We start from the raw sequence: 12,328 nt of genomic DNA, 5'->3' as shown, positions 1-12,328 counted from the left end.
CGCTATACCGGCTGGCGATTGTTTTTGCAAATGGCGAGCCTGGTCACACTGTCTATACTTATACCCGTCATACCTCAAGCTGCATAAAGATAAGGAGGAGCACCGGGTGACAGTATCGCGAACCGTACCCCCTGAACTATCCGCAAACTGTGCTTATTTTTTTGATCTCGACGGAACATTAGCTGAGATAAAACCGCATCCCGATCAGGTCACCGTCCCGCAGACGATCCTGCAATTACTACATCGCCTGGCGACGCACAATGCGGGAGCACTGGCATTGATTTCAGGGCGCTCAATGACTGAGCTTGACGCACTCACTCATCCCATTCGTTTTCCGCTTGCCGGCGTGCACGGGGCTGAGCGCCGCGACATCAAGGGTCACACCCACATTGTCCGTCTTCCTCAGGACGTCGAACACGACATTAGCGTGCTATTGCATGCTGCACTGGCGAACATGCCCGGTACGACGTTAGAAACAAAAGGCATGGCGTTTGCTTTGCATTATCGACAGGCCCCACAGCATGAGGCGGCGCTGCTGGCGCTGGCTGAACGCATCACGCGCCGTTGGCCCCAGCTCGCCCTGCAGCCCGGAAAATGTGTGGTTGAGATAAAACCAAAGGGGACGAGCAAAGGAGAAGCGATTGCTGCATTTATGCAGGAAGCCCCTTTTGCCGGGCGCATCCCTGTTTTTGTTGGTGATGATTTAACCGATGAGGCGGGTTTCGCTGTGGTAAACCGCGTTGACGGCATTTCCGTGAAGGTGGGGAGCGGCGCAACCCAGGCGATGTGGCGTCTGGCGGGCGTAACAGATGTCTGGCGCTGGCTGGAGCAGATCAACTGTCCGCAGCAAGACCAAAAAGCAACGAATGACAGGAGAGATGGCCATGAGTCGTTTAGTCGTAGTCTCTAATCGAATTGCCTCACCGGATGACAAAGGCAGTGCTGGCGGCCTGGCGGTCGGTGTGCTGGGGGCATTGAAAACGGCGGGGGGGCTGTGGTTTGGCTGGAGCGGTGAGACGGGTAATGAAGACCAACCACTAAAAAAAGTCACCCGCGGCAATATCACCTGGGCATCGTTTAATCTGAGTGAGCAGGATTACGAAGAGTATTACTGCCAGTTTTCGAATGCCGTTTTATGGCCTGCTTTCCACTATCGCCTGGATCTGGTGCAATTTCAGCGCCCGGCTTGGGAAGGCTATCAGCGGGTCAATACATTATTGGCTGAGAAACTGCGGCCCTTACTGAATGATGACGACATCATCTGGGTTCATGATTATCATTTATTACCGTTTGCCAGCGAGCTGCGGAAACGCGGCGTGAACAATCGTATCGGTTTTTTCCTGCATATTCCGTTCCCGACGCCGGAGATATTCAACGCATTGCCCCCGCATGATGTACTGCTTGAGCAACTGTGCGATTTTGACTTACTGGGGTTCCAGACCGAAAACGACCGTCAGGCGTTTCTTGATGCGCTGAGTGCACAAACCCGAGTCACCTCGCGGGGCGACAATCATCATCAGGCATGGAAAAAGGCGTTCCGTACCCAGGTTTATCCTATCGGCATTGAACCCGATGAAATTGCCCGCCAGGCGGCGGGGCCACTGCCGCCGAAAATGGCGCAGCTCAAGGCCGAGCTAAAAAATGTGCAGAATATCTTTTCGGTTGAGCGACTGGACTACTCCAAAGGCTTGCCGGAGCGTTTTCAGGCCTACGAGGCCCTTTTGGAGCATTACCCTCAGCACCACGGTAAAATTCGCTATACCCAAATCGCGCCGACGTCGCGTGAAGAAGTGCAGGCTTATCAGGATATTCGCCACCAGTTGGAGACTGAAGCCGGGCGCATCAATGGCAAGTATGGGCAGCTGGGCTGGACGCCGCTTTATTATCTGAATCAGTATTTTGATCGTAAATTGCTGATGAAAATTTTCCGCTACTCGGATGTTGGGTTAGTGACGCCACTGCGCGATGGCATGAATCTGGTCGCTAAGGAGTTTGTGGCAGCGCAAGATCCCGCCAATCCTGGCGTGCTGGTGCTCTCACAATTTGCCGGGGCAGCACATGAACTGACCTCGGCGCTGATCGTTAATCCCTATGACAGAGATGATGTTGCGGGTGCATTAAACCGCGCGCTAACCATGCCGCTTGCTGAGCGTATTTCCCGCCACGCTGAGATGCTGGACATTATCGTTAAAAACGATATCGACAACTGGCAGGCTCACTTTATCCGCGATTTAAAAAAGATCACGCCACGTCATGCTGAAAGCCAACCGCATGACACCGTAGCTGACTTTCCTAAATTGGCCTGACGACGAGGATACGGTCATTAATCGCCTGCCAGCGGCACCAACAGCACATCGACCTGGCTGGCGCTGACCACGCTTTTCGCCGAGCAGGATGCTCGCGAAAAGAAGCTGTGATTATGGTTGCCATAAATGACGAGATCGACGGCGTGTTTGCGACAGATATCCAGTATATGTTCGTTGAGTGCCCCATAGGTAATAAAGGTATGCTCAATGGGGTACTGCGCCTGCTGGGTGAGTTTATCGATAAAATTCAGCGTCTCTTCTTGCATTACCTCACGCAGGTCTTCCAGCATGGGGGCCGCAAACTGGTTATACAGTTCGGGATCGGAGACCAGGGTGACCAGGCTAATGCGCGCTTTGACAGGGCGCGCAATAGAAACGGCTTTTGCTAACAACTGGTGACTTTCGGGGGTGGCGGCAACAGCGACAAGAATGTGCATGTAGCTCATAACTCGCTCCTTAAATACAAGAATTATGAGAGGACTTTTAGCGTTACTCTCGCTTCTTTCATAGTGCAATTTTTCATACTGTAATAGTGTGAATGTCATCATGATTATTCATTAATTATTCTTATAAATAGAATAATCAGATCACAAAAGCTGAAAATCTGTTCAATCAATTTAAGTGAAATTCTCGGCTAATGAAAACAATATGTTAATAAAAAACAAACATAAATTAACATTTTGCATATCGTTACCTGACGGTATTAGTTAATGAGGTTAAATATTTAACTCATTGTTTATAAAGATATAAAGTGAGGAAGCAGTTTATTGTAAATCTGTGATCTCGCTCGTTATTTCGCGCGGTGATATTAACTGTCGTAAACAAAAGACTATTCGCTTTTATTGCAAGAATATTCGGGTGTATGGAATCGATAGAGTGAGTTGTTGGCTATAAAATAACCAAAATAAAAGCTGTGCTGATGGATTTATGTTAAACGTTTAGCTGGTTTATGTGATCTGCGTCACATATTCTTTAAATTCGCAGCAGGGTTCCGTTGTATGTGTAACTGGCGGCGGGTAGAGTTGCGTCGAATTAGGAAAAATCTTAGGCATTTGTAAGAATTGATGTGAGCTTGTAAGGAACGCGGCCTTCTTAAAAAGGGATGTTTACACAACGCGTAAGCCGTAACGCTGCTATGTATTTGACCTTTTGCTTTTTTTTTACCGGGCCTTCCCGGCGACATCACGGGGTGCGGTTACGCCGCATAAAAATAATGTTGGTTATTATGGATGCAAATAATGCATACATCCGAGTTGCTCAAACACATTTATGACATAAATTTGTCATATTTATTGCTTGCACAGCGTCTAATCGTTCAGGACAAGGCTTCCGCGATGTTTCGCCTTGGTATCAGCGAAGAGATGGCGGACACATTGGGAACCTTAACCCTTCCTCAAATGGTCAAATTGGCGGAAACAAACCAACTGGTCTGCCATTTCCGTTTCGACGATCATCAAACAGTTACTCGCCTGACGCAAGACTCTCGTGTCGACGATCTTCAGCAAATTCACACAGGTATCATGCTTTCAACGCGTCTGTTAAGCGACATCAATGATGCGGCGCGTAAGAAAAGGGCGTGATGATGAGCGAAAAAAGCATCGTTCAGGAAGCACGTGATATCCAGTTAGCCATGGAATTAATCACACTGGGCGCCCGTTTGCAAATGCTGGAAAGCGAAACGCAACTCAGCCGTGGCCGCCTTATCAAGCTGTATAAAGAATTACGCGGTAGCCCTCCGCCGAAAGGGATGCTTCCTTTTTCTACCGATTGGTTTATGACGTGGGAGCAAAATATCCATGCTTCTATGTTCTGCAACGCATGGCAATTTTTGCTCAAAACGGGCCTGTGTAGCGGTGTCGATGCCGTCATTAAAGCGTATCGCCTGTATCTTGAGCAGTGCCCACAGCCAGCTGAAGGGCCGTTGTTGGCGTTAACCCGCGCATGGACACTGGTCCGTTTTGTTGACAGCGGGTTGCTGGAACTGTCTACCTGCAACTGCTGCGGCGGTAATTTTATTACTCACGCGCACCAACCCGTGGGCAGCTTTGCCTGCAGTTTATGCCAGCCGCCATCACGTGCCGTAAAAAGACGTAAACTTTCCCAGAATGCTGCCGATATTATTCCACAACTGCTGGATGAACAGATCGAACAAGCTGTTTAACTGATACGGTGTGGATAGACACTCCAGCAGCGGTAAGCCATTACCGCTGCTTTTTTTTGTCCCGACCTTTGAGTTAACTGCCCGACTGCGCATCCTGTCATAGTCAATTGCGAAAGGATGATATCGTGCTGATCTTAATAGGTTACCTGGTTGTTATTGGTACAGTTTTCGGCGGCTATATGATGACCGGCGGACACCTTGGGGCACTCTATCAACCGGCTGAGCTGGTGATCATTGGTGGCGCGGGTATCGGGGCATTCATTGTCGGTAATAACGGCAAAGCCATTAAGGGGACGATGAAAGCGATTCCGTTGCTCTTTCGTCGCTCAAAATACACCAAAGCCATGTATATGGATCTGCTGGCGCTGTTGTATCGCCTAATGGCCAAGTCGCGCCAGCAGGGTATGTTCTCGCTTGAGCGCGACATCGAAAACCCCAAAGAAAGTGAAATTTTTGCCAGCTACCCGCGCATTATCGCGGATGCCGTAATGCTTGATTTTATCGTCGATTATTTGCGTCTGATTATCAGCGGCAATATGAATACGTTTGAAATTGAAGCGTTGATGGACGAAGAAATTGAAACGCATGAAAGTGAGTCGGAAGTCCCAGCTAACAGCCTGGCGATGGTCGGCGACTCATTACCGGCTTTCGGTATCGTCGCGGCGGTGATGGGGGTAGTACATGCGCTGGCCTCGGCCGACCGTCCGGCGGCTGAACTGGGGGCGCTTATCGCACATGCTATGGTGGGGACCTTCCTCGGGATTTTACTGGCCTATGGTTTTATTTCACCGCTCGCCAGCGTGTTGCGTCAGAAAAGTGCCGAAACGACCAAAATGATGCAGTGCGTGAAGATCACGCTGCTGTCCAACCTGAACGGCTACGCTCCACCGATTGCCGTCGAATTTGGTCGTAAGACACTGTATTCCAGCGAACGTCCGTCGTTTATCGAACTGGAAGAACATGTTCGTGCGGTGAGAAATCCAACGGCACAGCAAACGACTGAGGAAGCATGAAAAATCAGGCCCATCCCATTATCGTCGTCAAGCGACGAAAACATAAAGGTCACGGTGGTGGGGCGCATGGTTCATGGAAAATTGCCTACGCTGACTTTATGACTGCGATGATGGCGTTCTTTCTGGTGATGTGGCTCATTTCCATCTCCAGTCCGAAAGAACTGATCCAGATTGCCGAATACTTCCGTACGCCTCTGGCCACCGCGGTAACCGGTGGAAATCGTATTTCAAACAGCCAAAGCCCGATACCTGGTGGGGGGGATGATTACACCCAACAGCAAGGGGAAGTGAACCGGCAGCCGAATATTGATGAGCTGAGAAAACGCATGGAACAAAGCCGCCTGAGCAAATTACGTGGCGACCTGGACCAGCTTATTGAGTCCGATCCGAAGCTACGCGCGCTGCGCCCGCATTTGAAAATCGACCTGGTGCAGGAAGGGCTGCGTATTCAGATTATTGATAGCCAGAACCGCCCGATGTTTAAGACCGGCAGTGCCGAGGTTGAACCTTACATGCGCGATATCCTGCGGGCGATTGCGCCGGTTTTGAATGGTATCCCCAACCGCGTTAGTTTGTCCGGTCATACGGATGATTTTCCATACGCCAACGGTGAGAAAGGCTACAGCAACTGGGAACTGTCTGCTGATCGCGCAAACGCCTCACGCCGTGAACTGGTCAGTGGTGGTCTGGACACGGGGAAAGTATTACGGGTGGTAGGTATGGCCGCCACGATGCGTCTGAGCGATCGCGGTCCTGAGGACGCCATCAACCGCCGTATAAGTCTGCTGGTGCTGAATAAGCAGGCGGAAGAGGCCATTTTGCATGAAAACGCTGAAAGCCAGAATGAGCCGGTAAGTGTCTTACAACCGCCAGCGGTCGTTCCGCCGGCAAGCGTTCCCACATCGCCACCAGCCAATCCGAGGTGATAGCGTGAGCATGGATATTAGCGATTTTTATCAGACCTTTTTTGATGAAGCTGACGAACTGTTGGCTGACATGGAGCAGCACCTGCTTGATTTGGTCCCTGAATCTCCGGATTCCGAACAACTGAATGCCATTTTTCGTGCGGCGCACTCGATTAAAGGCGGGGCGGGCACCTTCGGCTTTACTATTTTGCAGGAAACGACCCATTTAATGGAGAACCTGCTGGATGAAGCGCGGCGTGGCGAGATGCAGCTCAATGCCGACATTATCAACCTGTTTTTGGAAACAAAAGATATTATGCAAGAACAGCTCGACGCCTATAAAAGCTCAGAAGAGCCGGATGCTGCCAGCTTTGAGTATATTTGTCATGCGCTACGACAGTTAGCGCTCGAAGCAAAAGGTGAAACCGCACCCGCGGTCGTCAACACTGCAAAATTGAGTGTTGTTGACGGCACGGCGATACAGGAAGAGACGATGGCGCAGGAAACTGTTGCTGCTGAAGAGGTTAAAAAACGGATCGTTCTGTCACGTCTGAAAGCTGGAGAAGTGGATTTACTGGAAGAAGAGTTGGGGAACCTGGCGACTTTAACGGATGTGGTCAAAAGCAGCGATACGCTGTCGGCTACGATTGACGGTGACCTCGCGGAAGATGACATCATCGCGGTACTTTGTTTTGTTATCGAAGCCGACCAGATTGAGTTTACTCCCGTTGTGGCTGCCCCCGTTGAGTCGGTGGCCGTGATGGACGAACCGCTGCCGGTTGCCGTTGTTCCGCTGGTTAAAGCCGCCGTCAGCGAACCGCCGCAGGGGCGCGTTGAGCGTGAAAAACCCGCGCGTGCCAGTGAATCTACCAGCATCCGCGTGGCGGTTGAGAAGGTCGATCAGTTAATTAACCTGGTCGGCGAACTGGTGATCACGCAGTCGATGCTGGCCCAGCGTTCGAATGAACTGGATCCGGTAAACCATGGCGATCTCATCACCAGTATGGGTCAGTTACAACGTAACGCCCGTGATTTGCAAGAATCGGTGATGTCGATTCGTATGATGCCAATGGAGTATGTCTTCAGCCGCTTCCCGCGTCTGGTTCGTGACCTGGCGGGCAAGTTGGGCAAACAGGTTGAGCTGACGCAAATTGGTAGCTCCACCGAACTCGATAAGAGCCTGATTGAACGCATTATCGATCCGCTGACCCACCTGGTGCGTAACAGCCTGGACCACGGTATCGAATTGCCGGAAAAACGCCTTGAATCCGGGAAAAATCCAGTCGGTAACCTGACGCTGTCTGCTGAACACCAGGGCGGGAACATCTGCATCGAAGTCACCGATGATGGCGCGGGCCTCAACCGTGAGCGCATCCTGGCCAAAGCCATCTCACAGGGCATGCCGATCCATGAAAACATGAGCGATGACGAAGTCGGCATGCTGATTTTCGCGCCGGGATTCTCGACCGCCGAGCAGGTGACGGATGTCTCTGGTCGCGGTGTCGGGATGGATGTGGTGAAGCGTAACATTCAGGAAATGGGCGGGCATGTTGAGATCCAATCGAAGCAGGGCCAGGGCACAACCATCCGAATTTTGCTGCCGCTGACGCTGGCGATTCTGGACGGCATGTCCGTGCGCGTGGCAGATGAGGTGTTTATTCTACCACTGAATGCGGTGATGGAATCGCTGCAACCCCGTGAAGAAGATCTGCACCCGCTGGCCGGGGGAGAACGCGTGCTTGAAGTGCGTGGTGAATATTTGCCGCTGGTTGAATTGTGGAAAGTCTTCGAGGTTGACGGCGCAAAAACCGAAGCAACTCAGGGCATTGTGGTGATTTTACAAAGTGCGGGACGTCGCTATGCGCTGCTGGTCGATCAGCTTATTGGCCAACACCAGGTGGTGGTGAAAAACCTGGAAAGCAATTACCGCAAAGTGCCAGGCATTTCTGCCGCAACGATCCTTGGCGACGGTAGCGTCGCGCTGATTGTCGATGTCTCTGCATTGCAGGGGTTAAACCGCGAACAACGTGTGGCGATCACCGCCGCCTGATTGATTGAGTGAGAAAGGGAATAATATGACCGGTATGAGTAATGTAACTAAACTGGCCGGCGAACCGTCAGGTCAGGAATTCCTCGTGTTTACGCTAGGGGATGAAGAGTACGGTATCGATATTCTGAAAGTGCAGGAAATTCGTGGTTATGATCAGGTCACGCGTATCGCTAATACACCGTCTTTTATTAAAGGGGTGACCAACCTGCGCGGTGTGATTGTGCCTATCGTTGACCTGCGCGTGAAGTTCAGCCAGAGCGACGTTGACTATAACGAGAACACCGTGGTGATTGTGCTGAATCTGGGTCAACGCGTGGTGGGGATCGTGGTGGATGGTGTGTCGGATGTGTTGTCGCTGACGACCGATCAGATTCGTCCGGCACCAGAATTTGCGGTTACGCTGTCAACGGAATACCTGACGGGGCTGGGCGCACTGGGCGATCGGATGCTGATTTTGGTTAATATCGAGAAGTTGCTGAACAGCGATGAAATGGCATTGCTGGATATTGCTGCAAGTCACGTCGCCTAACCGCCTCCGGCCTACAACGATCGTCGTTGTAGGCCGGATATGCATATCGCCATCCGGCTCCCTCAACTGCTACGCTTCCTGCTCAACCAGTTCAGGTTCTTCTTCCAGTAACCCTTCATTCCGCGCAAGCATTGCGGTGGCAATCCCGTTGCCTAACACGTTAATCGCCGAGCGCCCCATATCGAGGAAGTGGTCGATACCCATCAGTAACAGAATGCCTGCAACCGGAATATTAAAACTGGGAATTGTTGCTGCCAGCACCACCAACGCCGAACGCGGCACGCCGGCAATCCCTTTTGAGGCTAACATCAGCGTTAGCATCAGCACGGTGATTTCGGCGAAAGAAAGGTGAATATTATAGGCCTGTGCAATAAACATTGATGCAAAGGAGCAGTACACCATTGAGCCGACTAGGTTAAACGAGTAACCGATGGGTAGCACAAACGACACGATGTTGCGTGAGCAGCCAAATTTCGTCAGTTGCTCGAGCGTTTTGGGATACGCGGCTTCAGAGCTACTGGTGGTGAAGGCCACCAGCACTGGATCTTTCAGCATGCTGACCAGACGAAATACCTCTTTTTTCAACACCACGTAGCCGACCGCGAGCAGCACCAGGCAGGTCAGCACAATCGCCAGGTAATAGCCGCCGATGAATGAGGCATAGTTGAGCAGAATTCCCAGTCCCTGGGTGGCGATGACGGAGGAGATAGCGGCAAAAATTGCCAGCGGAGCCACGTACATTACATACCCGGTTACCTTCAACATAATGTGGGAAACCACATCCAGTGCGGCAACCAGCGGCGCGTTAAATTTCTCACCGAGTGAGGCCCCGCCAATACCGAAGAACATCGAGAACACCACGATTTGCAGGATCTCATTATTGGCCATGGCTTCGGCAATGCTGGTCGGGATCGTGTGAGTGAGAAAACCTTTCAGGCTCATGCCGCTAACGGCGAGGCCTGTATCGGTAGCTTCCAGTGGAATGGCCAGGTTCAGCCCGCTCCCCGGTTGTTCAAGGGAGACGACAAAAAGACCCACCAAAATAGACAGCACGGAGGAACTGATAAACCAGAGCATGGCTTTGCCCCCGACGCGACCAATAGTGGATGTCTCTCCCAGTCGCATAATGCCGACGGTTAGCGTACTGAAGACTAACGGCGCAATGACCATTTTAATGAGCCGCAAGAAAATGTCGGTGAGCAGCGTAATATTATCAGCCCAGGCGGTTACTACGCCCGGTGAGGCCCAGGAGTGGATCACCGCGCCTGACAGGATGCCCGCCAGCATAAAGACCACGATGAACAACGTGAGTTTGTTTGCATTTGCCACTAAAAATCCCTCTGTGATGATGTAATAGTTATTCCCCTGCTACACATTTTTTGTACTTATTAAGTGGTAGCAAAGCATTCATCATATAAATCAAAGTCAGGATCGGTACAACTTTTTTTAATTTTTTATCCATTTTGTTGTGGTGTTTGAGCATCTGCGTTTTCACGCCTCTTTTTCCTGCAGGATTTCCTTTTTGCAAACGTAAAGTTATTCGGGCGGGTGCCGATAATGTTGATAACTCGTTTTCAGGAAGGTGCCTTATGTTTAACCGTATCCGCGTTGTCACAATGCTGATGATGGTGCTGGGGGTTTTCGCACTGCTACAGCTTGTTTCCGGTGGTCTGTTGTTTTCCTCATTGCAGCAGAATCAGCAAAGTTTTGTTATTTCTAACGATTTACGTCAGCAGCAAAGTGAACTCACCTCAACATGGGACTTAATGCTGCAAACGCGCATTAACCTGAGCCGATCCTCTGCGCGCATGATGATGGATGCTTCTAACCAACAGAGCAGTGCGAAGAACGATCTGTTGAAGAATGCGAAAGGTACGTTGACGCAGGCAGAAACGCATTACGCAAAATTCAAAAGCATCACGCCATTACCAGAGATGGCAGAAGCCAGCGGTAACGTTGATGAGAAATATCAGCAGTATCACGCAGCATTAACGGAGCTGGTGCAGTTTCTCGAAACCGGCAACATGGATGGTTTTTTTGCTCAGCCGACCCAGGGCATGCAAAATGCCCTGGGTGAGGCGCTCGGGAAATATGCCAGCGTCAGTGAAAAACTCTATCTGCAGGCGTTTGATGAAAGCGCGCGGGATTACCAGTTTGCCCAATGGCAGCTCGGCGTTCTGGCCGTGGTGCTGGTGCTGATCCTGGTGGTGGTGTGGTACGGCATCCGTCATACCTTGCTTAACCCTCTGGCCCGCGTTATTGCCCATATTCGCGAAATAGCCAGCGGCAACTTAACCACGTCATTGACCGTTAGCGGGCGCAATGAAATTGGTGAGTTGGCCAGCACGGTTGATCATATGCAGCGATCGCTTATTGAAACGGTGACCCTGGTGCGGGAAGGTTCCGATGCGATCTATTCCGGCACCAGCGAAATTGCCAGCGGTAATACCGACCTTTCGTCGCGCACCGAGCAGCAGGCTTCTGCGTTGGAAGAGACGGCGGCCAGCATGGAACAACTAACGGCGACGGTGAAGCAAAATGCGGACAACGCCCGTCAGGCTTCGCAACTGGCGAAAAGCGCTTCCGATACCGCACAGCATGGCGGCAAGGTAGTCGATGGCGTGGTAAACACCATGCACGAAATCGCGGATAGCTCGAAGAAAATTGCTGACATCATCAGCGTAATCGACGGCATTGCCTTCCAGACCAATATTCTTGCGCTGAACGCGGCGGTTGAGGCCGCACGCGCCGGTGAACAGGGCCGTGGTTTCGCCGTGGTGGCGGGAGAAGTGCGTAATCTGGCAAGCCGCAGCGCGCAGGCGGCGAAAGAGATCAAAGCCCTGATCGAAGACTCCGTTTCTCGGGTCGATACCGGCTCGGTATTGGTAGAGAGTGCCGGGGAAACCATGAATGACATCGTCAATGCGGTAACCCGTGTCACCGACATCATGGGAGAAATCGCCTCAGCGTCTGACGAACAAAGCCGTGGTATCGACCAGGTTGCGCTCGCCGTATCCGAGATGGATCGTGTGACGCAGCAGAACGCCTCGCTGGTGCAGGAGTCGGCTGCTGCTGCTGCTGCACTCGAAGAACAGGCCAGCCGTCTGACCCAGTCGGTATCGGCTTTCCGCCTGGCTGCACGCCCACTGTCGGCTAAATCTCGCGATGTACGGCCATCTTCAACAGCGGCCCCTGCGTCATACCCGCGCCAGCAAAGTACTGAACCCGATAGCAATTGGGAAACATTTTAACCGGGAGCTAACACCGGATAGTAAGTCGAGCGGGCAGAGTCTCTTTCTGCCTGCATCGTGTTTTTAAGCATGAAGAGCAAACCGTAACACAACACGAATTGGCGCAGCACAGG

General features: G+C 51.6%; 11 protein-coding genes. 9 read left to right on the top strand and 2 right to left on the bottom strand.

Annotated features, from left to right (window positions below; translation table 11 throughout):
- Positions 1 to 106: 106 nt before the first annotated feature.
- Positions 107 to 910, top strand: a complete 804-nt coding sequence (otsB, locus tag FDW95_RS21080; protein ID WP_115258795.1) for a trehalose-phosphatase — start codon at positions 107 to 109, stop codon at positions 908 to 910.
- Positions 885 to 2,306: an alpha,alpha-trehalose-phosphate synthase gene (otsA, locus tag FDW95_RS21075; protein WP_096757466.1), complete on the top strand. Its 1,422-nt coding sequence runs from the start codon at positions 885 to 887 to the stop codon at positions 2,304 to 2,306. The genes otsB and otsA overlap by 26 nt, the downstream gene beginning before the upstream one ends.
- A gap of 17 nt (positions 2,307 to 2,323) precedes the next feature.
- Here otsA and uspC read toward each other — a convergent pair whose 3' ends face one another.
- Positions 2,324 to 2,752 (bottom strand): universal stress protein UspC, encoded by a 429-nt coding sequence (gene uspC / locus FDW95_RS21070; protein ID WP_115258794.1) that lies wholly within the window; start codon positions 2,750 to 2,752, stop codon positions 2,324 to 2,326.
- A 792-nt stretch (positions 2,753 to 3,544) separates the two neighbouring features.
- Between uspC and flhD the strand changes: the two genes are divergently transcribed.
- The 6 genes from flhD (at position 3,545) to cheW (ending at position 8,964) form a co-directional block, all read left to right on the top strand.
- The gene (flhD, locus tag FDW95_RS21065) at positions 3,545 to 3,886 is read left to right on the top strand and encodes a flagellar transcriptional regulator FlhD (protein ID WP_137399382.1); all 342 of its coding nucleotides are present in this window, start codon (positions 3,545 to 3,547) and stop codon (positions 3,884 to 3,886) included.
- 2 nt (positions 3,887 to 3,888) lie between these two features.
- Complete coding sequence (gene flhC / locus FDW95_RS21060) at positions 3,889 to 4,467, top strand: flagellar transcriptional regulator FlhC (RefSeq protein ID WP_161959006.1); 579 nt, start codon at positions 3,889 to 3,891, stop codon at positions 4,465 to 4,467.
- Between the two features lie 125 nt (positions 4,468 to 4,592).
- Complete coding sequence (gene motA / locus FDW95_RS21055; RefSeq protein ID WP_096757462.1) at positions 4,593 to 5,480, top strand: flagellar motor stator protein MotA; 888 nt, start codon at positions 4,593 to 4,595, stop codon at positions 5,478 to 5,480.
- Positions 5,477 to 6,406: a flagellar motor protein MotB gene (gene motB, locus FDW95_RS21050; protein WP_115258793.1), complete on the top strand. Its 930-nt coding sequence runs from the start codon at positions 5,477 to 5,479 to the stop codon at positions 6,404 to 6,406. Before motA ends, motB begins: the two co-directional genes overlap by 4 nt.
- A 4-nt stretch (positions 6,407 to 6,410) precedes the next feature.
- The gene (gene cheA / locus FDW95_RS21045; protein ID WP_137363604.1) at positions 6,411 to 8,435 is read left to right on the top strand and encodes a chemotaxis protein CheA; all 2,025 of its coding nucleotides are present in this window, start codon (positions 6,411 to 6,413) and stop codon (positions 8,433 to 8,435) included.
- A 25-nt stretch (positions 8,436 to 8,460) separates the two neighbouring features.
- A complete protein-coding gene (cheW, locus tag FDW95_RS21040) occupies positions 8,461 to 8,964 on the top strand; it encodes a chemotaxis protein CheW (protein WP_115258791.1) in 504 nt (167 codons plus the stop codon).
- A 69-nt stretch (positions 8,965 to 9,033) separates the two neighbouring features.
- Here cheW and FDW95_RS21035 read toward each other — a convergent pair whose 3' ends face one another.
- Positions 9,034 to 10,293, bottom strand: a complete 1,260-nt coding sequence (locus FDW95_RS21035) for a dicarboxylate/amino acid:cation symporter (protein WP_115258790.1) — start codon at positions 10,291 to 10,293, stop codon at positions 9,034 to 9,036.
- A gap of 260 nt (positions 10,294 to 10,553) precedes the next feature.
- On the opposite strand from FDW95_RS21035, the gene tar reads away from it, so the two are divergent.
- Entirely contained in the window at positions 10,554 to 12,215 is a 1,662-nt protein-coding gene (tar, locus tag FDW95_RS21030; protein ID WP_115258789.1) for a methyl-accepting chemotaxis protein II, read from the top strand.
- Positions 12,216 to 12,328 lie beyond the last annotated feature (113 nt).

Origin of the sequence: Citrobacter sp. wls718, from assembly GCF_005280945.1 — a bacterium.
Classification (GTDB): Bacteria; Pseudomonadota; Gammaproteobacteria; order Enterobacterales; family Enterobacteriaceae; genus Citrobacter; species Citrobacter gillenii.
Note: the sequence above shows the minus strand (reverse complement) of the source record. Positions and strands in the feature narration are given on the sequence as shown.